26 protein-coding genes, 1 tRNA gene and 1 pseudogene are annotated in these 25,683 nt (G+C 61.5%); 17 read left to right on the top strand and 11 right to left on the bottom strand.

Annotation, left to right across the window (positions count from 1 at the left end; genetic code table 11):
- Positions 1 to 347: 347 nt before the first annotated feature.
- Both yidD and FJ934_RS13690 read right to left on the bottom strand, forming a co-directional pair.
- Entirely contained in the window at positions 348 to 725 is a 378-nt protein-coding gene (gene yidD, locus FJ934_RS13685) for a membrane protein insertion efficiency factor YidD (protein WP_140610148.1), read from the bottom strand.
- Between the two features lie 247 nt (positions 726 to 972).
- Positions 973 to 1,419: an iron-sulfur cluster assembly scaffold protein gene (locus FJ934_RS13690; protein ID WP_140610149.1), complete on the bottom strand. Its 447-nt coding sequence runs from the start codon at positions 1,417 to 1,419 to the stop codon at positions 973 to 975.
- A 240-nt stretch (positions 1,420 to 1,659) separates the two neighbouring features.
- Here FJ934_RS13690 and folE point away from each other — a divergent pair, with 240 nt between their 5' ends.
- The 3 genes from folE to FJ934_RS13705 all read left to right on the top strand — a co-directional run bounded on the left by folE (position 1,660) and on the right by FJ934_RS13705 (position 3,903).
- Positions 1,660 to 2,295 (top strand): GTP cyclohydrolase I FolE, encoded by a 636-nt coding sequence (folE, locus tag FJ934_RS13695; protein ID WP_140610150.1) that lies wholly within the window; start codon positions 1,660 to 1,662, stop codon positions 2,293 to 2,295.
- 90 nt (positions 2,296 to 2,385) lie between these two features.
- On the top strand, positions 2,386 to 2,841 hold the full coding sequence (gene hisI, locus FJ934_RS13700; protein ID WP_140610180.1) for a phosphoribosyl-AMP cyclohydrolase: 456 nt from the start codon (positions 2,386 to 2,388) through the stop codon (positions 2,839 to 2,841).
- Positions 2,842 to 2,928: 87 nt separating this feature from the next.
- The gene (locus tag FJ934_RS13705) at positions 2,929 to 3,903 is read left to right on the top strand and encodes a patatin family protein (RefSeq protein ID WP_181165610.1); all 975 of its coding nucleotides are present in this window, start codon (positions 2,929 to 2,931) and stop codon (positions 3,901 to 3,903) included.
- 137 nt (positions 3,904 to 4,040) lie between these two features.
- Here FJ934_RS13705 and recJ read toward each other — a convergent pair whose 3' ends face one another.
- From recJ to FJ934_RS13740, 7 genes are all read right to left on the bottom strand, one after another.
- A complete protein-coding gene (recJ, locus tag FJ934_RS13710) occupies positions 4,041 to 5,822 on the bottom strand; it encodes a single-stranded-DNA-specific exonuclease RecJ (RefSeq protein WP_140610151.1) in 1,782 nt (593 codons plus the stop codon).
- A 210-nt stretch (positions 5,823 to 6,032) separates the two neighbouring features.
- Positions 6,033 to 7,016: a class II fructose-bisphosphatase gene (gene glpX, locus FJ934_RS13715; protein ID WP_140610152.1), complete on the bottom strand. Its 984-nt coding sequence runs from the start codon at positions 7,014 to 7,016 to the stop codon at positions 6,033 to 6,035.
- Positions 7,017 to 7,206: 190 nt separating this feature from the next.
- A complete protein-coding gene (locus FJ934_RS13720; protein ID WP_140610153.1) occupies positions 7,207 to 7,374 on the bottom strand; it encodes a Thivi_2564 family membrane protein in 168 nt (55 codons plus the stop codon).
- Between the two features lie 66 nt (positions 7,375 to 7,440).
- Complete coding sequence (locus FJ934_RS13725; protein ID WP_140610154.1) at positions 7,441 to 7,797, bottom strand: hypothetical protein; 357 nt, start codon at positions 7,795 to 7,797, stop codon at positions 7,441 to 7,443.
- A 116-nt stretch (positions 7,798 to 7,913) separates the two neighbouring features.
- A complete protein-coding gene (locus FJ934_RS13730) occupies positions 7,914 to 9,227 on the bottom strand; it encodes a homoserine dehydrogenase (RefSeq protein ID WP_140610155.1) in 1,314 nt (437 codons plus the stop codon).
- 42 nt (positions 9,228 to 9,269) lie between these two features.
- Complete coding sequence (locus tag FJ934_RS13735; RefSeq protein ID WP_140610156.1) at positions 9,270 to 10,487, bottom strand: LL-diaminopimelate aminotransferase; 1,218 nt, start codon at positions 10,485 to 10,487, stop codon at positions 9,270 to 9,272.
- A 60-nt stretch (positions 10,488 to 10,547) separates the two neighbouring features.
- A complete protein-coding gene (locus FJ934_RS13740; protein WP_140610157.1) occupies positions 10,548 to 10,940 on the bottom strand; it encodes a hypothetical protein in 393 nt (130 codons plus the stop codon).
- Between the two features lie 98 nt (positions 10,941 to 11,038).
- Between FJ934_RS13740 and phaC the strand changes: the two genes are divergently transcribed.
- From phaC to FJ934_RS13780, 8 genes are all read left to right on the top strand, one after another.
- A complete protein-coding gene (gene phaC / locus FJ934_RS13745) occupies positions 11,039 to 12,874 on the top strand; it encodes a class I poly(R)-hydroxyalkanoic acid synthase (RefSeq protein ID WP_140610158.1) in 1,836 nt (611 codons plus the stop codon).
- A 215-nt stretch (positions 12,875 to 13,089) separates the two neighbouring features.
- Positions 13,090 to 14,334: a YcbK family protein gene (locus FJ934_RS13750; protein ID WP_140610159.1), complete on the top strand. Its 1,245-nt coding sequence runs from the start codon at positions 13,090 to 13,092 to the stop codon at positions 14,332 to 14,334.
- Positions 14,335 to 14,582: 248 nt separating this feature from the next.
- Positions 14,583 to 14,657: transfer RNA gene (locus FJ934_RS13755), tRNA-Glu, on the top strand.
- Between the two features lie 191 nt (positions 14,658 to 14,848).
- A complete protein-coding gene (locus FJ934_RS13760; RefSeq protein WP_140610160.1) occupies positions 14,849 to 15,142 on the top strand; it encodes an adenylate cyclase in 294 nt (97 codons plus the stop codon).
- A gap of 587 nt (positions 15,143 to 15,729) precedes the next feature.
- A complete protein-coding gene (locus tag FJ934_RS28370) occupies positions 15,730 to 16,164 on the top strand; it encodes a helix-turn-helix transcriptional regulator (RefSeq protein ID WP_246671505.1) in 435 nt (144 codons plus the stop codon).
- On the top strand, positions 16,161 to 16,478 hold the full coding sequence (locus FJ934_RS13770) for a hypothetical protein (RefSeq protein WP_140610161.1): 318 nt from the start codon (positions 16,161 to 16,163) through the stop codon (positions 16,476 to 16,478). Before FJ934_RS28370 ends, FJ934_RS13770 begins: the two co-directional genes overlap by 4 nt.
- A 237-nt stretch (positions 16,479 to 16,715) precedes the next feature.
- On the top strand, positions 16,716 to 17,165 hold the full coding sequence (locus tag FJ934_RS13775; RefSeq protein WP_140610162.1) for a GNAT family N-acetyltransferase: 450 nt from the start codon (positions 16,716 to 16,718) through the stop codon (positions 17,163 to 17,165).
- 415 nt (positions 17,166 to 17,580) lie between these two features.
- A complete protein-coding gene (locus FJ934_RS13780) occupies positions 17,581 to 17,823 on the top strand; it encodes a hypothetical protein (RefSeq protein ID WP_140610163.1) in 243 nt (80 codons plus the stop codon).
- A 29-nt stretch (positions 17,824 to 17,852) separates the two neighbouring features.
- On the opposite strand, the pseudogene FJ934_RS13785 reads toward FJ934_RS13780, so the two are convergent.
- Positions 17,853 to 17,924, bottom strand: a pseudogene (locus tag FJ934_RS13785) (transposase); the annotation flags it as partial.
- A 390-nt stretch (positions 17,925 to 18,314) separates the two neighbouring features.
- Between FJ934_RS13785 and FJ934_RS27995 the strand changes: the two are divergent.
- The 6 genes from FJ934_RS27995 (at position 18,315) to FJ934_RS13810 (ending at position 24,381) form a co-directional block, all read left to right on the top strand.
- Positions 18,315 to 18,488: a hypothetical protein gene (locus FJ934_RS27995; RefSeq protein WP_181165611.1), complete on the top strand. Its 174-nt coding sequence runs from the start codon at positions 18,315 to 18,317 to the stop codon at positions 18,486 to 18,488.
- 63 nt (positions 18,489 to 18,551) lie between these two features.
- Complete coding sequence (locus tag FJ934_RS13790; RefSeq protein WP_140610164.1) at positions 18,552 to 19,052, top strand: DUF6496 domain-containing protein; 501 nt, start codon at positions 18,552 to 18,554, stop codon at positions 19,050 to 19,052.
- A 280-nt stretch (positions 19,053 to 19,332) separates the two neighbouring features.
- Positions 19,333 to 20,523, top strand: a complete 1,191-nt coding sequence (locus FJ934_RS13795; protein ID WP_140610165.1) for an NADH-quinone oxidoreductase subunit D — start codon at positions 19,333 to 19,335, stop codon at positions 20,521 to 20,523.
- Between the two features lie 44 nt (positions 20,524 to 20,567).
- A complete protein-coding gene (locus FJ934_RS28660) occupies positions 20,568 to 20,699 on the top strand; it encodes a hypothetical protein (RefSeq protein WP_281407610.1) in 132 nt (43 codons plus the stop codon).
- Between the two features lie 547 nt (positions 20,700 to 21,246).
- Positions 21,247 to 23,817 (top strand): EAL domain-containing protein, encoded by a 2,571-nt coding sequence (locus FJ934_RS13800; protein WP_140610166.1) that lies wholly within the window; start codon positions 21,247 to 21,249, stop codon positions 23,815 to 23,817.
- A 378-nt stretch (positions 23,818 to 24,195) separates the two neighbouring features.
- A complete protein-coding gene (locus FJ934_RS13810; protein WP_140610167.1) occupies positions 24,196 to 24,381 on the top strand; it encodes a hypothetical protein in 186 nt (61 codons plus the stop codon).
- Positions 24,382 to 24,415: 34 nt separating this feature from the next.
- On the opposite strand, the gene FJ934_RS13815 is transcribed toward FJ934_RS13810, so the two are convergent.
- Positions 24,416 to 25,483 (bottom strand): GH25 family lysozyme, encoded by a 1,068-nt coding sequence (locus FJ934_RS13815; RefSeq protein ID WP_140610168.1) that lies wholly within the window; start codon positions 25,481 to 25,483, stop codon positions 24,416 to 24,418.
- Positions 25,484 to 25,683 lie beyond the last annotated feature (200 nt).

The following is a 25,683-nucleotide window of genomic DNA, read 5'->3' on the forward strand; positions in this document are numbered from 1 at the left end:
CTTGTCTCGATTTTGTCTCAAATGCGCAGTCTTTATGCAGGTTCGCGTTAACCCTACCGGATCGTAAACGCAGCCTAAGGATGACCGGCTTTCGAACGTCCTTGCGCAGATGCGGATCAGGTTTTGAAGCACCTTTGACGACTGGAGCGGAGCTGGTCGGGTTTTCATTCATGGCTTTCGGCAGGTCGCCGGGCTGCGGCCTTGCTCCGAGAAATTCGGGCAGCAATCCATCGCCCCGTTTTGCAGCGTGGATGTGAATGGCAAGAAACAGCGACATCATGGCAAACCTCATATCCTGGAGGTCTCAGAGTCACCTCGGCCCGCAGGCGTCGCCACCCGTTTCCGGACTATCCTCTGCTGCTAGCTTTGCCGCCTTTTCTGCCGATCCGCCAATAGCGCCAAGGCATGAACCAGACATAACGGTCCGCCAGCACTTCCGGCACCAGGTCGATGCCGTGCGTGCCGAATGGCCCGCAGCGCAGCACGCGGAAAAATCCCATCCAGCCGCCGGCCCACAGGCCGTGGCGGGCGATGGCTTCATGCATATATTCGGAACAGGTCGGCAAATGCCGGCAGGAATTGCCGATGAAGCCGGACAGCGTCAATTGGTAGAGTCGCACGAGAGACGTGCCGAAAAGGCGCCCCGGCGTCTTGCGCCACGGGCCGGGCCAGTTGCGGCCATGCCTTGCCGGTCCGGCGCTATCCCCATGTCCATGCGGATCCACCGCTGTTCTCCGTATCGCATTTCCACGCGATAGATGTGGGCTTCCACAAGAGAACGCAATCCCCGCCCCTACCCTGTCATGGGCGCGAGCGGCGAAACGGCTGTCTGTCGACCGGAGGTGTCCACCGGTCAGAGCTGACAGGCTCGTCCGCCGCTCGACGCAAATGCGACGGCAAGGCTCCAGGCAAATAGCAGCCCACGGCCAGTCCGGCCGCGAAGCTGGTGCACCATACCGCGACATTCCAAACTCAAGCCGCTTCTTCGGCGCGCTTCTTTTCGATCTGACCGATCGCGTCGACCACAGCGTCGAAGGTCAGCATGGTCGAGGCATGCCGTGCCTTGTAGTCGCGCACCGGCTCCAAATATTTGAGGTCGGCGAAGCGCCCTTCCGGCGGTTCGCCATTTTCCTTCAGCATCTTCAGCATCGTATCGCGCACCGCGCGCAACTCCTCGGCACTCGCGCCGACGACATGCTGCGCCATGATCGAGGACGATGCCTGGCCAAGTGCGCAGGCCTTCACGTCATGGGCGAAGTCTGTAACCACGCCGTCCGCCATCTTGAGGTCGACGGTAACCGTCGAACCGCAAAGCTTGGAATGGGCCTTTGCGGTTGCGTCAGGATGATCGAGCCGGCCGATGCGGGCGATGTTTCCGGCAAAACCGAGAATTTTCGCGTTGTAGACGTCGTTGATCATTATTTTCCAATCCGTCGCCGCCAAGCGAACAGCGATTGCCGCTGCCGCGTCTTCCTTTCGCTCGCTACGGTCTTATATAATGCTGGCAGTCCGGTAACGACAAGGCGACGCATGCCCGCTGTCCTGGCCGGGAAGTTCACGCCGCTTACGGGGCTGGAAACGGGGCGAGTTTCCGACACCGAAAGGTCGTGGTCCGTTCAACTCGTTCCTCCTGAGAGAGGAACTACGGGAGACGCCTTTATGGATGCCGTCATCAAGAAACTCATGCCCCAGTCCGCCTACATGGAAAAGCCGGTCACCGACCGGCCGAGCGAAGCCGAGGTCGAGGCCGCCGTTCGCACCCTGCTGCGCTGGACCGGCGACAATCCGAACCGCGAGGGGCTGATCGACACGCCCAAACGCGTGGCCAAGGCCTTCCGCGAGATGTTCGGTGGCTATGATATGTGCCCGGCAGAGGAACTCGGCCGCACGTTCGAGGAAGTCGCCGGTTATGATGATCTCGTCATCGTAAAGGACATCCAGTTCCATTCGCATTGCGAGCACCACATGGTGCCGATTATCGGCAAGGCGCATGTCGGCTATCTGCCGGATGGCAAGGTCGTCGGCCTGTCGAAGATCGCGCGCGTCGTCGATATCTTTGCCCATCGCCTGCAGACGCAGGAGGCGCTGACCGCGCAGATCGCCGGCGTTATCCAGGATGTGCTCAACCCTCGCGGCGTCGCCGTCATGATCGAGGCCGAGCACATGTGCATGGCCATGCGCGGCATCCGCAAGCAGGGCTCCACCACACTCACCTCCACCTTCACCGGCGTCTTCAAGGACACGCCCGAGGAGCAGGTTCGTTTTGTCACCATGGTGCGTGGCGGCCGGGCATAACGCCTAGGCCGATATCGCTAGACCATGATCCCGAAACGTGGGAACCGGTTTTCGGATAAGATCATGGTCAAACAGGAAAATACATCGGCGATGTCGGCACTGGAATTTCCCGAAGCTCCGTCAGACAAGAAGGCTCTGGAGGAAGGCGCGGTGTTTTCACCGCGCTTCGACACTGCCGGCCTTGTTACCGTCGTCGTCACCGATGCCGAAGACGGGATGCTGCTGATGGTCGCACACATGAACGCACAGGCATTGGCGCTGACCCTGGAGAGTGGCGTCGCCCACTACTGGTCGCGCTCGCGCAATGCGCTTTGGAAAAAGGGCGAAACCTCGGGCAATTTCCAGCATGTCATCGAGATGCGCACCGACTGCGACCAGGATGCATTGTGGCTCCGCGTGAAAGTGTTGGGCCACGACGCAACCTGTCACACCGGCCGGCGTTCATGCTTTTATCGGACGGTGGGGCTGGTCGACGGCAAGGGGACGCTTGCCGACGATGGCAGCAAACCGCTGTTCGATGCGCAAACCACGTATCGAAAGACCTGAGCTTGAACCTTCTGCCTCATACCAACCACACAGATTCATCATTTCGATACGGCCCGTCCGTATATTAGCCTTGGGACAAGGGAGATCATGATGCTCGAGTGGGCGTCATTGCGTAACAGACCAGATGTCAGGGAGGCCAATGGCCTGTCCTCTCCCGGCGGCGCATCCGAAACGAAATCTCCCAAGAAAACAGGAATTTCTCTGGCCCTCGGCGGTGGCTGCGCCAGGGGCTGGGCCCATATCGGCGTGCTGCGCGCGCTCGATGAGGCGGGCATCGAAGTCTCGATGATCGCCGGCACCTCGATCGGCGCGCTGGTCGGGGGCTGTTATCTCGCCGGCAAACTGGATGAGTTGGAAGAGTTCGCCCGCAGCCTTACCAGGCGGCGCATCTTCGGCCTGCTCGATCTCAATCTGCGCGGCAGCGGCCTCTTCGGCGGCATGAAACTGGATGCGCGTCTGCGCGAGCATGTGGCGGGCGTTCGCTTCGAAGACCTGCCCAAGCCATTCGTCTGTGTCACATCGGAAATCCGCACCGGCCACGAAATCTGGCTGTCGAGCGGTTCGCTGATCACGGCCATGCGCGCATCCTATGCACTGCCTGGCGTGTTCGAGCCGGTGAATTGCAACGGCCGAGTGCTGGTCGACGGAGCGTTGGTCAATCCCGTGCCGGTATCGGTCTGCCGCGCCTATGAGCAGCCTCTGGTCGTGGCGGTCAACCTCCATTACGACCTGTTCGGCCGTGCTGCGGTGATAAAGCACAGCGCCGGCGAGCTGGTTGTCGAGAAGGACGCCCCCCGCGCCGGCCACTTGGATCCGGACCACCAGTCGCATCAGACGCGCCTCGGTATCACCGGTGTCATGGTCGAGGCCTTCAACATCATCCAGGACCGCATCTCGCGCGCCAGGCTTGCCGGCGATCCGCCCGATATGTCGCTGCAGCCGAAACTCAGCCATATCGGCCTCACCGAATTTCATCGCGCCGACGAGGCGATCCAGCTCGGCTACCAGGCGACCATGGCGCAGATCGGCGAACTGACCCGGCTGCAGTCGGTTCTGGCCTAGAGCTATCCCCCTTCAGAAGCCTGCTGTGCCATTCAATTGACGGAGCGATGCCGCGCCCGCCCCAATTGATTATGCTGGTCTGCGCAGGTGACGCTGCTCCGCTATGCGCTGCCCAGCTGAGTACCGCGGCTCAGGGGTTAGGCCCGCGCCGCGTCGACAATGCGAAATTGCACCGTGCGGCTGCCGTTCCAGTAATTGCCCGACAGCGATCCGGCGACGTGGATTGTCTTGCCTCGGTTCTTGAACAGGAATTCGCCAAGTGCCGTGTCGACGGCGCGAAAGGCGATCGCCTGGAGGCGTCCGCCACTTTCCGACTGCAGCTCCGCGCGGATATGATTGGTGCCGACCGGCCTGGCATCGGCCAGTCGATGGCGCGGCAGCGCGAAAACCGGCGCGACATGCCCGGCGCCGAAAGGCCCCGCACTTTCCAGCGCTTCGAGCAGGCTGAGCGTCGCACCTTCCGCCGCAAGCGCGCCGTCGATCGCAAGGCTTTCCTCGTCCTGCAGCCGAAACACGTCGGCTGCCGCCCGTTCCTCGAAAAAAGCCCTGAGTTCGCCAAGCCTGACACGCTCAACGGTGATGCCGGCCGCCATGCCATGGCCGCCGCCCTTGACGATCAGCCCGGCGTCGGCGGCTTCGCGAACCAATCTCCCAAGATCGAATCCCGAAACCGAACGGCCCGACCCGGTACCGGTGCCGTTGGCGTTGAAAGCGATGGCGAAGGCTGGCCGGCGCGCATGATCCTTCAGCCGCGAGGCAAGCAGGCCGACGATGCCGGGATGCCAGTTGTTGCTGGCGGTGACGACGATCGCCGGCCCGCTTCCTCCCGCAAGCTCGGCGTCGGCCTCGGCGCGCGCCGCGGCCAGCATCTCCTGCTCCATCAGCTGTCGCTCCTGGTTCAGTCGGTCGAGCGTTTCGGCAATGGTCCGCGCCTCGACCGGGTCGTCTGTCGCAAGCAGGCGGCTGCCGAGCGCCGCGTCGCCGATGCGGCCGCCGGCATTGATGCGAGGGCCGATCAGGTAGGCCAAATGGAATGTACTGACCGGTTCGCCGATCCGCGAAACCCGTGCCAATGCGGCCAGCCCTTCATTTTTCTGCTGGCGCGCCACTTGCAGTCCCTTGACGACGAAAGCGCGGTTGACGCCGGTGAGCGGCACCACGTCGCAGACGGTGGCAAGCGCGACGAGATCGAGCAGCGAAAGCAGATCCGGCAGGGTGGCGTCGGTCAGGCCGCGCAGCACCCTTGCCGTCTGCACCAGGGCCAGGAAGACCACGCCCGCGGCACAGAGATGGCCCTGCCCGGAAAGGTCGTCGTCGCGGTTCGGATTGACGACCGCAATTGCGGCCGGCAAGGCGCCGCCGACCTGATGGTGGTCGAGCACCACGACATCGGCGCCGGCCGCATTGGCCGCATCGACAGAAACGGCACTGTTGGTGCCGCAATCGACGGTGACGATCAGCGTCGCGCCACGCGAGACGAGTTCGCGCATGGCCTCGGGATTGGGACCATAGCCCTCGAAGATACGATCCGGGATATAGATTTCCGACGGCACGGAGAAATGCGTCAGGAACCGCTTCAGCAAGGCCGACGAGGCGGCGCCATCGACATCGTAATCGCCGAAGATCGCGACCTTTTCCCGCGCCATCACCGCGGCCGCGATGCGGATGGCGGCTCTGTCCATGTCGGTCAGCGAGGCCGGATCGGGCAACAGGTCGCGGATCGTCGGATCAAGGAACCGCTCGGTCTGCTCTGCTGTCACGCCACGCCCGGCCAGGACGCGCGCGACGATATCGGGCACGCCATGACCCTGCGCGATGGCAAGCGCGATCATGTCCTGCCGTTCGGTCAGCCGGTGCTCCCAGGAAAGACCGGTAGCCGACTGCCTGACATCGAGGAAAAGGCGCCTTTCGCCCGTCATGCGCTTTGCCGACTCATGATTGGCCGCAGGATAGGCCAAAGGCGGGCGAAGCCAAGCGGTTCAGGATCGTACGCCGTCGCGGGAGATCTCAAGAAGAACTACGCTTTCCGCCTTTCAGCCGCGCACCGAAATCATTGGCCGACCGCACCACTCGCCACCGTCAGCAGCAACCGAATGGCTAACAACTGCGATGCGGCTTCGCAAGCGGATCTAGAACTTATCCAGATCCTGATGCCGGGCCTTGATCTCCCGTACGGTCCGCGATGACGAGCGCAGCACGATCGTATGGGTGGTGATGTAGGTGCGGCCGAACTTGACCCCCGCCAGCATGTTGCCGTCGGTGACGCCGGTGGCCGCGAACAGCACATCGCCGCGCGCCATGTCCTCCGCCCGGTAGACCCGCTTCGGATTCGAAATGCCCATCTTGGCGGCACGTGCGATTTTCTCCGGCGTATCGAGGATCAGCCGGCCCTGCATCTGGCCGCCGGTGCAGCGCAGTGCGGCGGCCGCCAGCACGCCTTCCGGCGCACCGCCGGTGCCGAGATAGATATCGATGCCGGTCTCATCGGGATCGGTGGTGTGGATGACGCCGGCGACATCGCCATCGCCGATCAGCCGGATCGCGGCTCCCGTGGCGCGCACGGCGTCGATCAGCCTGGCGTGGCGCGGCCGGTCGAGGATACAGGCCGTGATGTCAGACACCGTGACGCCCTTGGCCCTGGCCAGGCTGGCGATGTTCTCGGCCGGCGAGGCATCGATGTCGATGACGCCTTCCGCATAGCCCGGGCCAATGGCGATCTTGTCCATGTAGACGTCAGGGGCAAATAGAAGGCTGCCCTTCTCGGCAATGGCGATGACGGCGAGCGCGTTCGGCAGGTTCTTGGCGCAGATCGTCGTGCCTTCGAGCGGATCGAGCGCGATATCGACCGCCGGGCCTTTGCCGGTGCCGACCTCCTCGCCGATGTACAGCATCGGCGCCTCATCCCGCTCGCCTTCCCCGATCACTACAGTGCCCTTGATGGCGAGGCGGTTGAGTTCCTGGCGCATGGCATCGACGGCGACCTGGTCGGCGGCCTTCTCGTCGCCGCGGCCACGCAGCCTTGCAGCCGCGACCGCGGCCCGTTCGGTGACGCGCACCAACTCCATGGTGAGAATCCGGTCAAGACCGGCGACGATGTTCTGGGCCACATTCATTGGGGAAATCCTCGTTTGCATGCCACCTCCCGCCGGAGGCGCGCCTGTTTTGTCAAACGAGCATGACAACGGCAAGACCTGCCGGGAGTTTTATCGAAAGGCCTGCGATATCAATCGATTAAACCGCATTCTTAAAACGATGCTGGCCTGTTCCCGAGGAACCGGCGCAGCCTGAAACGCGAATTGCCGCTTAGAAAACCGCGAGATATCTGAGCAGCGAAACGATGCCGATGATGATGACGATAATCTGGACGATCTGTCTCATCCTGGCATCGAGCGGCAGGCGCTGAACCAGATAGAGGACCAGAATGATGACCAGGAACGTGATCAGTATGCCGATCAACACGGATGACGCCATGGTGCCCCTCCTTGAAATCAATTCCTGAAATCGGAAACCGAGCCGGCGACATCGGCTCGGTGTTGGTCAATACCAGCGGCGCGACGTGTCGTTCATCGACTGGCCAACAGCAAGCCCGGCCAGAAAGCCGAGCAGCCCGATCATGCCGACAACAGCGGTCGTCGTGCCCGGGTTTTCGCGTGCGACGTCTGAAACCGCCTGGGCCTGGCTGCGCAACTGCTGTGCTGTTCGCGACGCACGGGTCGCGGCCGTATCGTAGAAGTCCGAAGCCTGCTCGCTGGCATCGTTCAGCATTTCCGCGCCGCGCGCCGAAATGCTCTCGTTGATCTTGGTGATCTCCTTGCGCAGTTCGGCAATCTGCTTTTCCAGCGTCTTCTGGATGTCGTCGATGTTCGGGCTGTCGGACTTGTTGGTGTCGGCCATCAAACGGCTCCCTTGGTTGTTGACCAAGAGAACGGCGCCGGCGCGGTTTCGTTCCGGCCGATCACGGCTATCTGCGAAGTGACGCCGGCGAGGCCCCGCCCGACGGCGCCCGGGCGCTACCCTGCCCGCTCGATGCGGATGACCTGCGGCTTGTCGGTCAGGTGGCCGTCCTTGGTGATGCCGTCGACGGCCTTGCGAACGGCGGCCTCGGTGGTCTCGTGGGTCACGAGGATGACCGTCTTCTGCGCCGCCGCCTCGCCGCTGACCGCATGCTGGACGATCGATTCCAGAGAAATATCGTTGTCGGCCATGCGCTTGGCGATGGCGGCAAACACACCGATGCGGTCATGGACGGTCAGCCGGATGAAGTAGCCGCCCTCATGGCTGCGCATCTGCGCTTTCTTGTAGGGTTTCAGCTCCTTCGCCGGCCGGCCGAAGACAGGGCCGTGCTGGAAGCCTGGGCGGCTCTTGGCGATGTCGGCGACGTCGCCGATGACGGCCGAGGCGGTGGCATTGCCACCAGCGCCGGGACCTGAAAGCAACAGTTCGCCGAGGATGTCGGTCTCGATCGCCACCGCATTGGTGACGCCATGCACCTGCGCGATGACGGAGGCAGTCGGCACCATGGTCGGGTGGACGCGCTGCTCGATGCCGCTTTCGGTGCGCTGCGCGACGCCGAGCAGCTTGATCCGGTAGCCGAGATCGCCCGCCGCCCGGATATCGGCCTGGGTGATGTTGGAAATGCCTTCCATGTAGATGTCGTTGGCGGCGATCTTCGTGCCGAAGGCAAGGCTGGTCAGGATCGACAGCTTGTGCGCGGTGTCGTGGCCCTCGATGTCGAAGGTCGGATCGGCTTCGGCGTAGCCGAGCCGCTGTGCGTCCTTCAGGCAGGCGTCGAACGAGATGCCTTCGGCCTCCATGCGCGTCAGGATATAGTTGCAGGTGCCGTTGAGGATGCCGAACACGCGGGTGACCGAATTGCCGGCCATCGCCTCGCGCATCGCCTTGATGACAGGAATGCCGCCTGCCACCGCCGCCTCATAGTTGAGCAGCACACCCTTCTTCTCGGCGATTTCGGCAAGCGCCACGCCATGTTTGGCGAGCAGCGCCTTGTTGGCGGTGACGACGTGACGGCCGGCTTCGAGCGCCGCCTTCACCGACGAGCGCGCCGGCCCCTCATCGCCACCGATCAGCTCGACGAACACGTCGATGTCGGCGGTCTGCGCCATCTTGACCGGGTCTTCGAACCATGTCGCCGAACAGAGATCGACGCCGCGGTCGCGCTTCCGGTCGCGCGCCGACACCGCGGTGACGGTGATGTCGCGCCCGCATTGCCGGGTCAGTTCCGCTGCCTTGTCGCGCAGCACGCGCGCCACCGACGCACCGACCGTGCCAAGTCCGGCAATTCCAACACGCAGTGCTTCAGCCATAGCAGGCGATGTCCCTCAAGTCAGATCGAAATTGTTTACGGCTTACCGGTGGGCGGACAGCGGCACCACATTGTTGGGCTGCTTGGCGCTGGTCGACAGGAAGCGCTTGATATTGCGCGCCGCCTGTCGAATCCGGTGCTCGTTCTCCACCAGCGCCACGCGTACGAAATCGTCGCCATGTTCGCCGAAGCCGACACCGGGCGCCACGGCCACGTCGGCATGTTCGATGAGCAGCTTGGAGAATTCGAGCGAGCCGAGATGACGGAAAGGTTCGGGGATCGGCGCCCAGGCGAACATCGAGGCCGCAGGGGCGGGAATGGTCCAGCCGGCGCGGCCGAAGGCATCGACCATCACGTCGCGGCGCTTGTGGTAGACCTCACGCACCTCCGCGATGTCGGCGCCGTCGCCGTTGAGCGCATGTGCGGCCGCCACCTGGATCGGCGTGAACGCGCCGTAATCGAGATAGGACTTCACCCGGGTCAGCGCCGAGATCAGCCGCTCGTTGCCGACGGCAAAGCCCATGCGCCAGCCAGGCATGGAGAAGGTCTTCGACATCGAGGTGAACTCGACGCAGATATCGATGGCGCCCGGCACCTGCAGCACCGAAGGCGGCGGATTGCCGTCGAAATAGATCTCCGAATAGGCGAGGTCGGACAGGATGATGATGTCGTTCTTTTTCGCGAATGCCACCACGTCCTTGTAGAAATCGAGCGAAGCGACCAGCGCGGTCGGGTTCGACGGATAGTTGAGGATCAGCGCCAGCGGCTTCGGGATCGAATGGCGGATACCCCGCTCGACCGCCGGAATGAAGCCGTCATCGGGCTCGACCTGCAGCGAACGGATGACGCCGCCCGACATGATGAAGCCGAAGGCATGGATCGGATAGGTCGGATTGGGGCACAGGATGACGTCGCCGGGCGCGGTGATCGCCTGCGCCATGTTGGCGAAGCCTTCCTTCGAGCCAAGCGTGGCCACCACCTGCGTGTCGGGGTCGAGCTTCACGCCGAAGCGGCGCTGATAGTAGGCCGCTTGGGCCCGGCGCAGTCCCGGAATGCCGCGCGAGGAGGAATAGCGATGCGTGCGCGGATCGCGCACCACTTCGCACAATTTGTCGACGATGGCCTTGGGCGTCGGCAGGTCCGGATTGCCCATGCCGAGGTCGATGATATCGGCGCCGCGCGAACGGGCGCTGGCCTTGAGCCGGTTGACCTGCTCGAAAACATAGGGCGGAAGGCGGCGGACCTTGTGAAATTCTTCCATGGCGGTTCCAGACATCGAAAGAGCCCAGACACTCGGGGGCGTTGGGCGCGCGCTATATACTCATTTGCAGGTAGGGTCGAGGGCGGGGTCGCATTTGCCTTCGATCTGCTTCAGCGTCTGAGGGCCATGCTGCTTGGCCAGATCCGTCAGCGTCGCCTGATTGGTGACCTTTGGGGCGCCCCCTTTGGGCGCTTGTGCATTCTCGTCGGCCTTCAGTTCGGCGAGTTTCGCATTCCTCTCGGCTTCGGTGAACTGTTTGTTCGCCACTTTCGGTGGGATGTTCAGATTCGGAAAGGTGCCGGTATCCTTCGGGCCCGCATCCTCGGCCATCGGCACCGGACCGCTGGTATTCGTGCTCGAACACCCAGCAACCCCCAGCAGGATCACCGCCGTGCCGATGCGGCAAAAGCGTGCGGCACCAAAAAAAACAGTCTCGCCAATATTAATCGTCATATTGTTTCCTTGGCAGCCGGGGTAGAGCGAGATTGGACCCTGCCGGATGTCCCATGTTAATATGTCAAGAAAACGCTTCGGGAGGAACCCCGCGAACCATGTCCAAGACACCCGATTCGGGCCAAGCGGAAGATGACGAGCCTTCGACCGTCGAGCAATATCTGGTGAAGGATCCGGAGCGCTTCGCGTTGAATATGGCGCGGATGGTCGAGCAGGCCGGCAAGGCGGCGTCCGCTTGGGCCGAGCCGCGCGAACGCGGCGAAGTGCGCGATCACGTCGCCGAACCGGTTGTCGACATGGTCAAGACGTTCTCCAAGCTCAGCGAATACTGGCTTGCCGACCCGCAGCGCGCGCTCGAAGCGCAGACGCGGCTGTTCGCCGGCTATATGACCGTATGGGCGAACGCCATCCAGCGCGTCAACCCCAACGCCGAGAGTCCCGACGATGCCGTCAAGCCCGAGCGCGGCGACAAGCGGTTCCAGGATCCGGAATGGGGCCGCAACGCCTTCTTCGATTTCCTCAAGCAGGCCTATCTCGTCACCTCGCGCTGGGCGTCCGAATTGGTCGAGCACGCCGAAGGTCTGGACGAGCACACCCGCCACAAGGCGAGCTTCTACGTCAAGCAGGTGTCCAACGCCATCTCGCCGTCGAATTTCATTCTGACCAACCCGGAACTGTTTCGCGAAACCGTGGCCTCCAACGGCGAGAACCTGGTGCGCGGCATGAAGATGCTGGCCGAGGACATCGCCGCTGGCAAGGGCGACCTGAAGCTGCGCCAGGCCGATTATTCTCCCTTCGAGATCGGCAAGAACATCGCCACCACGCCCGGCAAGGTCGTCGGCCGCAGCGATGTCGCGGAGATCATCCAGTATGAGGCGGCAACCGAGACGGTGCTGAAACGCCCGCTGCTGATCTGCCCGCCGTGGATCAACAAGTTCTACATACTCGACCTCAACGCGCAGAAATCCTTCATCCGCTGGGCAATCGAGCAGGGCCATACCGTCTTCGTCATTTCCTGGATCAATCCGGACGAGCGTCACGGTGCCAAGAACTGGGAAGCCTACATCAGGGAAGGATTGCAATACGGCCTCGACACGATCGAGAAAGCCATAGGCGAACGGGACGTCAACGCGATCGGCTACTGCGTCGGCGGCACGCTGCTGGCGGCGGCATTGGCGCTGATGGCCAAGGAAGGCGACGACCGCATCAAGTCGGCGACCTTTTTCACCACGCAAGTCGACTTCACCTATGCCGGCGACCTGAAAGTGTTCGTTGACGAGGAACAGGTCGCGGCGGTGGAAAAATCGATGAATGAAAAGGGCTATCTCGACGGCACCAAGATGGCGACCGCCTTCAACATGCTGCGGTCCGGCGACCTGATCTGGCCCTATGTCGTCAACAACTACATGCGCGGCAAGGAACCCCTGCCCTTCGACCTGCTCTACTGGAACGCCGATTCGACCCGCATGGCGGCGGCCAACCACTCCTTCTACCTGCGCAATTGCTATCTCGAGAACAACCTGTCGCGCGGCACGATGGAACTGGCGGGGCACACGGTCTCGCTCGGCGATGTCACCATTCCGATCTACAACCTCGCCTCCAGGGAAGATCACATCGCGCCGGCGCTGTCCGTCTTCCTCGGCTCGAAATTTTTCGGCGGCGAGGTCGAGTATGTGATGGCGGGATCGGGCCATATCGCCGGCGTCGTCAATCCGCCCGCATCCAACAAATACCAGTACTGGACCAGCGGTGCGCCGACTGGTGACTTCGCCCAATGGATAGCCAACGCAACCGAGCATCCCGGATCCTGGTGGCCGCATTGGCAGAACTGGATAGAGGCCAAGGACAACACCCGCGTGCCTGCCCGCAAACCCGGCAAGCATATGAAAACCTTGGGCGATGCTCCCGGCACCTATGTGAAGGTGCGTGTGTAACGGACTGTAATGTGTGGTGAGTTGACGGACCGTCAAAAGCGGGCGAAATGGTGTCGTCAACCATCAAGCGGCCGTAATTAGGCGATTACTGCAAAAATACTTCCAGGCTTGCTGATTTGACACAGGTCTCGTTTCCGGATCGGAGACAAAGGTTGCCTTGACGCCGATGCCCAGGCGTTGCGCCAAGGACAAACCGACCGGACATCGAGGGGGAATTGACTTTGAAATCAGCAGGATGGAGCCTCGCAAAGGGAGACCGCCGCGCCGTCGTGGCAGCGCTCTGCTCCGTGCTCCTGGCCTCCTGCACATCGGCCGGCGACCCGACAATGTCGGTCGTGATGCCTGGCTACAATACCTCCTCTTCGGACATCCACGCGGCAACCACCAGTAAGCCGGTCGCCACCGCCGATTCGTCATCGCAGATGATGGCCACGCAAACGACCGTGATGAGCGAAGGTGACACGGCGCTGCCCGAAACGGTCGCCTACGTGCCGATGGCCAAGCCCGAAGCCGCCTTTCCGCTGATAACGCCGGCCGGCGCTCAAACGATCGCGGGACAAACGCCACAGGCCTTCCAGCAGCCGGCGCAGACGGCGCAGCAGACCGACGCGGTCGCGCAGAAGATCGCCGCCGCCGATGCCGCCGTGACGGCGGCAAAGGCCGCCGCGGCGCCGGTGATGAACAATCCGGTCTATTTGACCGCGGGTGAAATGCCGCAAGCCGAGCCGCCGAAGAAAAGAGGCTTCCTGGCCTCGATGTTTGGCGCCACGCCTGCCTCGGCGACGCCTGCTCCGCTGGTCAACACGCGATCGGGCGAACAGCCGGCCGCGCAGGCCAAACCAGCGCCGGCGGCGGCAAAGCCGATCATCACTTTGGCCTCGGCCGATTCCACGGCAAAGCCGATACAGTTGGCTTCGACCGGTGATGAAGCCGGTCACATCACGGGGAGCGACGCCCTGCCTGGCGTGCGCCAGACGGCCCTGTTCGAGATCAAGCGCAAATCCGGCCTCGACGATGAAAGCGACGTCGACCTCAATGAGGACGAAGGCGGCTCCTATCAGGTTGCGTCCGCCGCCGGCATGGCGCGCCTGGCGCCCAACGGGCTGCTGAGGCAGAACGAAAGCGTCGATGTGGCCTGCCTGAAGCCGTCTCTGGTGCGGGTACTGAAGACGATCGAAGGCCATTACGGCCGCAAGATGGTCGTCACCTCGGGCTATCGCGACCCTGCCCGCAACCGTCGCGCCAACGGCGCCAAGAACTCGCTGCACATGTATTGCGCGGCCGCCGACATCCAGGTGCCCGGCGTCTCCAAATGGGAGTTGGCGAGCTATATCAGGACGATGCCCGGCCGTGGCGGCGTCGGCACCTACTGCCACACCGAATCGGTTCACGTCGATGTCGGTCCCGAGCGCGACTGGAACTGGCGCTGCCGGAGGCGCAGCGGCGGTGACGAGGGCTGATTTCGGAGTGGGCCAGCCGGACACCAAGCAGAATCTGGTGTTGCAGGGCGATCCAATGTCGAAGTGGCTCGCAATCGTCTGAAAGAGTTCGCAAATCAACGCGGTCGTCTTGTTGGGCAGCGGCCGGAAACTGGTGTCAAGGCCGCGCAAATCGATCGCTTCGACAGGTCGGAAAAAAGTTGTCGCGAGCGGCCACAGACGGGTTGCCGGTTGCGTGCAACGTCAGTATAAGCCGCTTTCATCTGAGCGCGCCCATCGTCTAGCGGTCAGGACACCGCCCTTTCACGGCGGTAACAGGGGTTCGATTCCCCTTGGGCGTACCACAAAATCAAGCACTTAGTGAATTTTTACCGGCCTCTGTCCAAGATTTGGCCAATATGGGCCGAGAATCATCCAACAAAAAAAGGCCCGGAAGCCGAAGCCACCGGAATAAAAGCGGGCCCGAAAAGCGTTCGTGCTTCATGCCGGGTGCTCTTACCCCCGAGCGCCTTCCTGAAACGCAAAGGAGAACACCATGAAGCATCTCCTCACGCCAATGATCGCCGGCTTGTTCATAGCCTCCGCCAGCACGGCTTTGGCTGCCAACGTCCATACCGTAACAGGCACGACTGGTCAGCCCAGCCAAACGATCGGCACCTCTGAAACGGGTAGCACCACCCCTGGCCACGCCAGCTCTGCCCCGGGTTCTGCCTTCAATCCCGATGGGAATGCGGGAACACACTATGCCGGCGAGCAGCCGCAGAACTCAAAGAACCCGAAGAGCGTATCTCAATACGACGTGGCCGGCTTCCAGCAATCGCATAAGTGATGCTCGCAAGCCTGCAAAGCACAAGAAAGGCCTGGCAAGCCGGTGGCCGCCGGGCCCTTTCGGGGTAAAGAAAACGCCCACCACCTTATTCCGCAGCGGGCGCTAATTCGGGAGGAGTGTCCCCTTTTACCCGCGGACAACGATACGCCTCGCTTAGCTGGATAATAAGCTCGCGCCAGTTGAAGTGCTGGATATTCGAGTTGCGTGACTTTTCCGCCACAGACATAGCATTCCCCCCGAAGCAGCCGAGCCCTTTTTTGCTTGCGGAACGCTTAGGATTTCTTATCGCCGTTGGGATTTGGTACTGGTGCCTCTCGCACATCTCGCGGCGGTGGATCGACATGTTTGGGTTGTGGCGATTCTTCCTCGTCGGGACGACGAACAGGTGGCTTCTTCGGGTCCGGCCTCGCCGGAGGTTCTTTGACCTTGATTGGCATATCTAGTTAACCGGCTTCCCGGCATCTCGTTCCGTTGAATGCAAAAGATCCGGAAGCCGAAGTCGCCGGGCCAAAAAATAGCCGGTCTTCGAGTTAATTGACTGTCGCCCCGCCAGTCGGGCTGAAAAACTCTTCATCGCTGATCTCGGTGTGCTTTACCGTCGCCGCCGACGTCGCCAGCATCGTTTCGAACGTCAAGATGAACTTGGCAACGCAGACGCATTCCTGGCTGCCGTCGAAACCGCGCTGGTTGGCGAAGTGCGAAACGCGACAGAGGTTTTTCGAAAGCCCCTCGACGCGACCAACGCCTTGCACGAAGGTATCTATGGGGATGATCGAAGGGGGATGATCGAATTGATGACGCAGTGCCGCGCCGCTCGCGCGCTCGTATCATGGACGCAGCAGAACCTCGCCGACACGGCCAAGGTCGGCATTGCGACGCTCCAGAATTTCGAGACCGGAATGTCTAACCCGCGCAACGCCACACTGGAAGTCCTGGAACGCGCTCTCCGTGAAGCGGGCGTTATCTTCCTCGAAGACGGACAGATGGTCGACGGCGGCGCCGGCGTTAGGTTGAGGAAATGACCGCGATCCTGGCCGCGTTGTGCGCCTACGCATTGATGCTTTCGCCGGCAGCCTCGGAGCCGGCGCTGACTCCGATCGCACGGTGTGAGAACTTTCTGCGGTTTTTCGAACTGCATGGTGAGAGTCACGAGAGCTACAGGCGCATCAGCGTCACGGAGCAAGTTGATCCGCTGAAGGTGACGATCGAATTTGAAATCCGCAACAAGGCGCATGCCCCCCATCGGTCGGTCGCCTCGTGCGAGTTCTATCAGGATCGGCGGCACATCGGCTTCATGACGTTGGACGGATCGCGCAGCCAGATCATCTATGACTGATTGTCTGCGAGGGAAAACAGTGGTTCAACCTGCATCGCTTTCGATGATCTTGCCAGCGCCTTGAAAACCCCTCAGAAGAGGCAGGGAAGCCCGTACAGCGCGTTTGCCGCCAAGATGGCAGCGAACTTGGTCCTTGGTTCGCGATCGACTTTTGGAATCGCTCTAAGGCCCGCTATCGCGGGCTGATCCCGAATCCCGGCTGCGATCGTATTCGCGTTCCAATGGTTGAACTTCACCATGTCCGATCTCACGATCCTCCCCGTCTCCATTGCCTCTGACCTAGGTGCCCTCGCACTCGAAGTCCGGCGCAAGGTGTTCATTGTCGAACAGAACGTGCCCGAGACGGTGGAACGGGATGCCTATGACGCCGAGGCCATCCACCTTGTCGCCATCGACGGCGGCGATGTCGTCGGCACGCTGCGGATTGTCTTCCTGCCCGAACACGCCAAGTTCGGCCGTGTCGCCGTGCTGCGCCATGCACGGGGCAAGGGCATTGCCTCGCGGATGATGCAGGCGGGGATGAAGATCGCGCGGTCGCGTGGCGAGAACCGCTTTTATCTCACGTCCCAGGCGGACAAGATCTCGTTCTACGAGAAGCTCGGCTTCGTAGCCTATGGCGACGCGTTCGAGGAAGCTGGTATGCCGCATCGGGCGATGAAGACCTATCTTACGGATTTGCAAGCGTAGCAGCCCCGCCTGTATGCGTTTCCCGCCGCCGCTGTCCTACATCGCCGAAGCCTCTGGCGCGCGCTGGCGCCTCCCGGAGCGCTCATTTCAGATTCCAAATCGCATTTGCGTTCTTGCTAATATAGGGGCATGATCAGATCAGCCGGGAGGAACTCCGGCATGGCTCGGCTGCTGGTCCCCCAAAGGAAAAACCCCCGGCAGCCGGGCCGCCTCCCCTCCGCATCTGGCGCACTGAAGCTTTGGGAGGCCCCAAGGGCTCTCGGGTCGAGTTGTACCGAGTGGGGCACAATTCGGTTCCCGAAATCACGTGCACCGACCGCGGACTTGATGGCACCGCCGGGGTCGATCTATCCGTTGACGCCTATCTGACGTTACGTTAACTTTTTATTAGTTTTTCCTAAAATAGGAGATTTTAATGAAAACTGCTATCGCGTGCGCGGCTATTGTCCTTGCCGCGTCAAGTGCCGCCGTGGCGCACGAAAAGAAGGCGAAGGTCACTGCCAATGCATGTGCTGGTCTGTCGATCAAGGCGGTAAAGGCAGCAAAATTGGATTGTACGGCAACCGGCACCGCCATTTCATCACAGACCGACACAAGCAAGCCCAAGCCGCGCCTGGGGTACGAAACCAACCCTTGGGTTTTCTCTTTCGGGCTCTAGTTCCTTCCCCAGCAAATGCCCAGGGAACCGAAGCGCCCCTGCCGGTCCTGCGGAACCCGCAGTTCCAGCTTGCCGACACGGGTGAGAAGCGTGCGGCCAAATCGGTCTGGAAGATTGATGCGCGAAAGGGCTCGTTCAATTCCTGCGGTCGTCGTGTGATCGACAGACGGAAGGATCACCATACGGGCTTAGCGCTGCGGCCAGAACAGTGTGCCGAACAGGAGGAACCCCGTTGCAACCAACCGGAACAGGATAACGGCGGCGAGGTTGTTCGCGATACTCGCCAAGGTGGCATACGCATCTCCGTCTCCGCCAGTCTCCTTTGCGAACCGCGTGCAAGACTTCTGGGCGAACGTGTCGCATCCATCATCGTTCCGACGCAGGAACTCTTCGCACTGTCGGGTCGTTCTTTGGACTTAGCGGGCCGGCGAATTGCCTGAAGGGTTACCGCTCCGTTTTTTTCGATCCGAAAAACAGGGAGACTGGGCGACGTGGCCGTGAACGTCGAGGACGGGTCGGCAGGGCAGGCGCTGACAGGCATTTCGCGCTCGGCGGCCTCCATAGCCAGCCGTACTGAGGACCGGGTCATGCTCGACATTGCCGATTTCACCCGCGCCCGGCGGCACATGGTGGAAAACCCAACCCAAATGGCGCGGCGTGCGTGATCCAGCGGTCTTGATGGCGACGCACCGCCACTGTTCGAACGGTTGCCAGGAAGGAGCAATGCAATGCCAGACAAAAAGACCATCGAGAAGGCGCGAAAGGACAAGCGCCAAGGCAAGTCGCCGAGCACCCAGGCTGGTGAGTTCGTTCATGAGGAGATCGAAAAGGTCCGGCGCGGCGAGCATGGCGCGCGCTCGACCAAGCAGGCGATCGCCATCGGCCTATCGGAAGCACGTCGCGCTGGTGTTGATCTGCCGCCGCCCAAGAAAGGCAAGGTCAAGGAGAGCACGCGCAAGAGCGCCGAATACGCCTATGAAGTCGGCCAGGGCGAGCGCACGCCGAAGCGCCGCCCGAAGGTCTCGAAGGCTGTGTCCGAGGTCCTCGAACACGAACCGAAGAACACGACATCGCATGAGGCTCTCTCACGGCAGACCAAGCGCGCGGCATCACACCGGACGGCAGAAGAACGCTCGGCTGCGGCGAAGAAGGCAGGCGAGACGAAGGGCCCGTCCGGTCGTTCGGCCGCGGCACGGAAGGCCGCCGAAACGCGTGCGCGGAAGACCTGACCGGAGCGAATGGGACACGTCACGGACAACCCTCTGCTTCCCCGGAGCCTGGCGGGCAGTTCTACCGAGATATCGCGAGGCCAGATCCAATCCTCGATTTCCTCAATATGGTCTCCGTGCGCATCCCAGTCGTTAAATGCTTCCCATGAGTTGAATGCGCCACAGGGATCACTCCACAGACGCAAATCCATGGAACCCCCAAGCGTTCTTCCCGTTTCAGTTCGTACTTCCAGAAATCGTCACGCCAATTGAGCGGCTAATCCTGAACGCCGAGGGCTCCGTGACTGAAGCGAAGGTTCGTAATTTCACCATCAACTTTGGGCCGCAACACCCGGCAGCGCATGGCGTCCTGCGGCTTGTGCTCGAACTCGACGGCGAAGTGGTCGAGCGAGTCGATCCGCATATCGGACTGCTGCACCGCGGCACGGAAAAACTGATCGAGCACAAGAACTATCTTCAGGCACTCCCCTACTTTGATCGGCTCGACTATGTCGCCCCGATGAATCAGGAGCACGCCTTCTGCCTTGCGGCTGAGAAATTGCTCCAGATATCGGTCCCGCGACGCGGGCAGCTCATTCGCGTCCTTTTCTGCGAAATCGGGCGGCTGCTGTCGCACCTCCTCAACGTCACGACGCAAGCAATGGACATCGGCGCTCTGACGCCGCCGCTGTGGGGCTTCGCCGAGCGTGAGAAGCTGATGGTCTTCTACGAGCGTGCTTCCGGCGCCCGGATGCACGCCAACTATTTCAGGGTTGGCGGCGTGCATCAGGATCTGCCACCGGGACTTCTCGACGACATTTGGAATTTTTGTGACCCTTTCCTCAAGGTCTGCGACAATCTCGATGAACTGCTGACTGGCAACCGGATTTTCAAGCAGCGAAACGTTGACATCGGAACGATCGGTCTTGACGACGCCTGGGCATGGGGCTTTTCAGGCGTGATGGTGCGCGGTTCCGGAGCCGCCTGGGATTTGCGCAAGGCCCAGCCCTACGAATGCTATCCCGAGATGGATTTCGACATTCCCGTCGGCAAGAACGGGGATTGCTACGACCGCTATCTGGTTCGAATGGAGGAAATGCGCCAATCCGTCCGGATCATCAAGCAGTGTTTGGAAAAGTTACGGCTGCCGGCGGGCCAAGGACCAGTCGCGATACCCAATCAAAAGATCACGCCGCCAAACCGTTCCGAAATGAAGCGCTCCATGGAAGCGACTATCCACCATTTCAAACTCTACACCGAAGGCATCCGTGTCCCCACTGGAGAGGTATATGCGGCTGTCGAAGCACCAAAGGGCGAGTTCGGCGTCTATCTGATTTCAGATGGCGGCAATGTCCCGTATCGATGCAAAATTCGGGCCCCATCCTTTGCCCACCTGCAGGCGATGGATTTCCTGTCCAGAGGCCACATGATCGCCGACGTGTCGGCAATCATCGGCTCGCTCGACATCGTGTTTGGAGAAATCGATCGTTAGCGCGGAATGTCAGGTAGCAAGCTGGCCGCGATCGGAGGTCGACGATGAGAGCAATGGTCCTTATCTCGCTTTGGGTGGGAGCCATCCTGCTCATCCCGAGCGGCGCGCATCTTTTAGAGATGCCGCACAAGCTCGCGATGGATCGGGCAGCCTATTTCGGCGCACAGCAAATGTAGCTCGGCTGGGCGCTGTTCGGCCCGCCCATCACCGCAAAGATCATCCTTGACGCAATACTCGCTGTCCTGTTGCTGCGAACGAAACGCCGGGCGGCCTTAGGCGCACTGGTCTCCGCGGCGCTGATCGGGTGCGGACTGATCGTGTTCCTCTTGTGGGTCCAGCCGACCAATGTCGCGATCTCAAACTGGACAACCCAGCCAGGGCAATGGGAAAGGCTCCGGCAACGCTGGGAATACGCTCATCTCGCAATTGCGCGCCATCCTGCATCTCTTTGTATTCTCTCGGTTATTGGGCGCAAACCTCGAAGCAACAGGAAAGCATTGTCCTTTCCGCCTCGTCCATGATCGCGAGATCTGGCAGGAAAGCCTGCGCTCGACGCCCTCGATAGTTGAAGAAAGTAGCTGAGCTGCTTTTACCTGCTGTAAGCGGATAATATCGCTAAGGCCCTCTTAATTCAACCTTAATACGTTTGGCGCTATATTACGAAAAGCGGTCTAAACTTCCCGCGTAATCATCGTATGGCGCGGGATTGGTCTAATTACACCAATGTTTTACCTGAAGCCATTGAAGGATGTTAGCGTCAGGACCAAGCTCTCGCTGGGCTTTGGTCTGGCGTTGTTGTGCGTCATGGCAGTAGGGCTATTTGGGGTGGGTCAGCTGCGATCTCTCAATGAAATCACAGGTGAGATCACAGGCGTTTGGTTGCCGCAGGTCCAGGTCGTGGAGGAGATGAAGCGCAATCTCGCGGAACATCAGCTCTATGCGACGCTGCGCATGCGCACCGACGATACCCGACAGCTGCTGCGCATCGATGACGAGATGGCGAGGGAGAGCGACGAGATTCTGAGGGGTCGGCGTGCCTACCGTAGAAGCGCCGGATCGCGCGCCGAGCAGGAACTGTTCGATCAGTTCGTTTATCTGTGGACGGCCTATCAAGACTCCCTGACATCCATTTTCCCGCTCCTGGAAACAGAGGGGCGAACAAAGGCCCTTAAAGAGTTCGAGACGGTATCGCTGCCAACCGTCGCCGAGGCGGCGCAGCGGCTGGACGGCTTGCTGGCCCTCACCAATCAGCGCAGCACCGCTGTCGCAGCCATGGCGGATCGCACCTACACCATCGCGCAGCGGCTGACCTGGGCCGCGATTGCCTTTGCTGCCGTGTGCCTCGGCGGGCTTGTCGCCTGGATTCGACACAATGTCAGCAAGCCGATCCTCACGGTGAGCGAGGCGATGCATCGCCTAACACTGGGTGACCGTCGCTCAACCCTCGTTGCACCCAAAAGGGATCGCCGGGACGAGATTGGGGTGTTGTTCTCGGCCTTTGCCGGCTACCGTGCCAGCCTGGAGCGCAGTGATGCCTTGGCCCGCGAGGCGGAGCTGGAACGGCAGCATCTGGCCGCAGCGGCAGCAAACATGCCGGTGGGTCTGTGCATGTTCGATGCCGAGCGGCGGCTGGTTTTTTGCAACCAGACCTACGCTGACCTCTATCACTTGCCGGAGACCCTGACCCGTCCAGGCTCGCATTGGGCCGATTTGAAGCAGTTCCGGATCGCCGCGGGGCTCTATGTCGGCCTGGAGCCGGAAAGATATCTGGAAGAACTCTCGGCGACGATCGACCGTGCCGAGCGCGTCGTGAGCCTCGTCGAACTCCGGGACGGGCGCACAATCGACCTCATCCACCAGCCGCTGCCAGGCGGCGGATGGCTTGCCACGCACCACGACGTGACCGGCTTGCGGCGTAGCGAGGCCCGCATCTCGCACATGGCCCGCCACGACGGGCTTACCGATCTTCCGAACCGTACATTGTTCCACGAACGCGCCGAGGAAGCTCTGATCGAGATGAGCCGGCAGAACGGCAAGGTCGCCGTCCTTTGCCTTGATCTCGATCATTTCAAAACGGTCAACGACACGCTGGGGCATCCGATTGGTGACGCCCTGCTGAAGGAGGTCGCCGCCAGGCTGAGGCGCGTCCTCCGTGAAGGCGACACGGTAGCCAGGCTCGGTGGCGACGAGTTCGTGATCATTCAAAAGGGGACCGATCAGCCGGTCGAGGCCACTGCCCTTGCTCAAAGGGTCATAGACGCGCTGAGCGCGCCTTACATCGTCGATGGACACGGGGTTATGATCAGCGCCAGCGTCGGCATTTCGATTGCGCCGGACGATGGCGAGAACGCCGACGAGCTGCTCAAGAACGGCGACATGGCGCTCTACCGGGCAAAGGCGGACGGACGCAGAACATATAGGTTCTTCGAGCCGGAAATGGATGCCCGCATGCAGGCGCGGCGGTTTCTCGAACTCGATCTGCGCGAGGCGGTGGGACGGGAGCAGTTCGAGATCTATTACCAACCGCTCCTCAATATCGGCCGCGGCGAGGTCAGCTGCTTCGAAGCGCTGCTGCGCTGGCATCACCCGAAGCGTGGCATCGTCTCTCCGGCAGAGTTCATTCCCCTGGCCGAGGAGATCGGCCTCATCGTCCCGATCGGCGACTGGGTGATCAAGCAAGCGTGTCTCGACGCAGCAGGCTGGCCCAAAGGCATCAAGGTTGCCGTCAACCTGTCGCCGACGCAGTTTCGCAGCACGCGCTTGCTTTCGACGATCGTCGAGGCACTGGATGCCTCGGGGCTGCCCGCGAGTCAGCTTGAGCTTGAGATCACCGAGACGGTGCTGCTGGCCAACAGCCCGGCGACTCTCGCGCTGCTGCAGCAGATCCACATACTTGGGGTGCATATTGCGATGGACGACTTCGGAACGGGATACTCGAGCTTGAGCTACCTGCGCTCTTTCCCGTTCGACAAGATCAAGATCGACCAGTCCTTCGTCAGGGATGCCGATGACGTCGACAGCTCGGTTGCCATCATCCGGGCCGTCACGAGCCTTGGCAACAGCCTCGGGATACAGACCACCGCCGAAGGGGTCGAGACAGCGGAACAGCTCGAGCGGGTACGAAGAGAAGGCTGCACCGAGGCACAGGGTTTCCTGCTCAGTCGGCCGCTCCCTGCTCGGGAAATCCCCGCAATGCTGCAGCGCACGCGCGCCGTCGTGGCTGGCGACATCATCGAGCCTGCACCCGAAATGACGGCCGAGCGGAAGGGTCGGCGTCGCAAGAGCGCGCTGTAGGTAGCGCCCCATGGTTGCAGCTGCGCGAGAAGCTCGGCCTAATCAGCTAGAAGACAAATCTCGCCGGCGCTCGTTCATCGTCAGATCAGCTGAGATGCGAGACACCTTTCCGTTGATTTCGGCGTGGTGCGCTGATTGAAGCGGAAAGGCGAAGAACCGCCTTCTGGCCGAGTTGAACCTGGTCGATGTCGGGCGGCGCGATCCGATCAAGCCGCCTTGATATCCAGTTATCGGGCCGGAACAAGAATTATCCCTCAGACACGCTAAGGCCGAACGAAACGCGAAGACCATCCACACGAGGAAGTGATAAAGGAGCAATTTGACGATCGATCCGATCGGACCGAGAAATCCCGAAAGACAACAGCCGGGACGATGCGCATGAGCGACGAATCCGACGACACCGATATCGTGAATCAGCTCGCCTATGTCAGAGCCGATCCAACCCAGCACGACACGCTTACGCTTCTCACCATGATCGATGCCGCGATTGCCGAGATCATGAGCTTGAGGATGAAGCTGCGGCTGAGCGAGGAAAGGAATGGCGGGAGCAACCAGTTCCAATAGCTGGCCGGAACGGGAATGAACGGCGACGCGAACCCTACTCCGCGTCCGCCATGATCTGCCGACCGCCGGCCCAGGCGCGCCATTGACGCTCGTCGCCATGGAAAACGTTGAGGTCGATGCGGCCGGTGACGCCATGCGACAGGCCGGAGCCGGAATATTGCCAGAACAGCCATTTGCGATCGGGATAGACCTTTGACGGATGTCTCGCCACCGCGCGCAGCCAGAACGGATAATCGAGAAAGGCGCCCTGCAGATTGTCGCGATAGAAATCCGGCGCGGTGTAGATGATCGGACGCTGGCCATAGTGACGCTCCAGCTTGTCCATGAACACCTGCATCTTCTCCAGGACCTTTTCGCGCGACGGCCGCCGCTGGCAGCTGGAGTCGCCGTTCCACTCGACATCGATCACCGGCGGCAAGGCGCCTTCGACCTTCGGCACGTTGCGGATAAACCAGTCGGCCTGCTCGCCGGCGGTTCGGCACCAGTAGAAGAAGTGGTAGGCGCCGCGCTTCAGCCCGGCCGCGTCGGCGCCGCGCCAGTTCCTGGTGAACATCGGGTCGAGATGGTCGCCGCCATCGGTCGCCTTGATGTAAGCGAAGTTGGCGCCCTGGGCGCGTAGCTTCTCCCAATTCACATTCCCTTGCCAGCGCGACACGTCGACCCCGTGCACGGCAAGATGCCGGGGCGAGGAGCGGCCGAAATTGATCGGTTTGGCATCGCGAAAGCCATAGCGCGTGATCGGCCCGGCAAGCATGGGCGGGGCTGCCGGCGACAAAAGGTTCGGAGGCGAGACCAGGGCTGCCGGCTCGACCGGCGGATCGACGCTGTCGGGCAATTCGGGCGCCGGAAACGCCACCGTTTCCTCCTCCGCAAGGCCAAAGGGGCGAACAGTGTCGTCCACGGGCGCGGGCTCAGTGCGCTTGCGCGCATTGTTGACCCTGGTGACGGGGACGGATGCGATCGGCGCGCTTGGCCGCACCACCGAACTGGTGGTCTCGTTCGACGGCTTCTGCACGTCGAGCGCATCCATGCCCGATGTCGACGAGCAGCCGGCAAGGCACAGTGATGCGATCACGAAACTGATGACGCCTGGTAACCGCATCTGGACCTGTACTCGAAACACAACAGACCGAAGGCGACGGCCGACGGACAACCAGGCTCAGTTATGAACGAGAAATTACCAATAAAGTTTGAATCAAGTTTTTTACCAAACCTGTGACCCGTTTCAGACATCCGCCGTCAATGGCGGCCCAAGCCTTGACAGCGCCATGATGTGGCTGTTGAGAGCAGTATGCGGCGTCT

Source organism: Mesorhizobium sp. B2-4-12, assembly GCF_006441575.1.
In the GTDB taxonomy this organism is placed as follows: domain Bacteria; phylum Pseudomonadota; class Alphaproteobacteria; order Rhizobiales; family Rhizobiaceae; genus Mesorhizobium.

Excerpts from the sequence above, each read along its gene's own strand:
- FJ934_RS13690 (WP_140610149.1), bottom strand. The coding sequence starts at position 1,419 with ATGATCAACGACGTCTACAACGCGAAAATTCTCGGTTTTGCCGGAAAC.
- folE (WP_140610150.1), top strand. The coding sequence starts at position 1,660 with ATGGATGCCGTCATCAAGAAACTCATGCCCCAGTCCGCCTACATGGAA.
- hisI (WP_140610180.1), top strand. The coding sequence starts at position 2,386 with ATGTCGGCACTGGAATTTCCCGAAGCTCCGTCAGACAAGAAGGCTCTG.
- FJ934_RS13705 (WP_181165610.1), top strand. The coding sequence starts at position 2,929 with ATGATGCTCGAGTGGGCGTCATTGCGTAACAGACCAGATGTCAGGGAG.
- recJ (WP_140610151.1), bottom strand. The coding sequence starts at position 5,822 with ATGACGGGCGAAAGGCGCCTTTTCCTCGATGTCAGGCAGTCGGCTACC.
- glpX (WP_140610152.1), bottom strand. The coding sequence starts at position 7,016 with ATGAATGTGGCCCAGAACATCGTCGCCGGTCTTGACCGGATTCTCACC.
- FJ934_RS13720 (WP_140610153.1), bottom strand. The coding sequence starts at position 7,374 with ATGGCGTCATCCGTGTTGATCGGCATACTGATCACGTTCCTGGTCATC.
- FJ934_RS13725 (WP_140610154.1), bottom strand. The coding sequence starts at position 7,797 with ATGGCCGACACCAACAAGTCCGACAGCCCGAACATCGACGACATCCAG.
- FJ934_RS13730 (WP_140610155.1), bottom strand. The coding sequence starts at position 9,227 with ATGGCTGAAGCACTGCGTGTTGGAATTGCCGGACTTGGCACGGTCGGT.
- FJ934_RS13735 (WP_140610156.1), bottom strand. The coding sequence starts at position 10,487 with ATGGAAGAATTTCACAAGGTCCGCCGCCTTCCGCCCTATGTTTTCGAG.
- FJ934_RS13740 (WP_140610157.1), bottom strand. The coding sequence starts at position 10,940 with ATGACGATTAATATTGGCGAGACTGTTTTTTTTGGTGCCGCACGCTTT.
- phaC (WP_140610158.1), top strand. The coding sequence starts at position 11,039 with ATGTCCAAGACACCCGATTCGGGCCAAGCGGAAGATGACGAGCCTTCG.
- FJ934_RS13760 (WP_140610160.1), top strand. The coding sequence starts at position 14,849 with ATGAAGCATCTCCTCACGCCAATGATCGCCGGCTTGTTCATAGCCTCC.
- FJ934_RS13770 (WP_140610161.1), top strand. The coding sequence starts at position 16,161 with ATGACCGCGATCCTGGCCGCGTTGTGCGCCTACGCATTGATGCTTTCG.
- FJ934_RS13775 (WP_140610162.1), top strand. The coding sequence starts at position 16,716 with ATGTCCGATCTCACGATCCTCCCCGTCTCCATTGCCTCTGACCTAGGT.
- FJ934_RS13780 (WP_140610163.1), top strand. The coding sequence starts at position 17,581 with ATGAAAACTGCTATCGCGTGCGCGGCTATTGTCCTTGCCGCGTCAAGT.
- FJ934_RS13790 (WP_140610164.1), top strand. The coding sequence starts at position 18,552 with ATGCCAGACAAAAAGACCATCGAGAAGGCGCGAAAGGACAAGCGCCAA.
- FJ934_RS28660 (WP_281407610.1), top strand. The coding sequence starts at position 20,568 with ATGAGAGCAATGGTCCTTATCTCGCTTTGGGTGGGAGCCATCCTGCTC.
- FJ934_RS13800 (WP_140610166.1), top strand. The coding sequence starts at position 21,247 with ATGTTTTACCTGAAGCCATTGAAGGATGTTAGCGTCAGGACCAAGCTC.
- FJ934_RS13810 (WP_140610167.1), top strand. The coding sequence starts at position 24,196 with ATGAGCGACGAATCCGACGACACCGATATCGTGAATCAGCTCGCCTAT.
- FJ934_RS13815 (WP_140610168.1), bottom strand. The coding sequence starts at position 25,483 with ATGCGGTTACCAGGCGTCATCAGTTTCGTGATCGCATCACTGTGCCTT.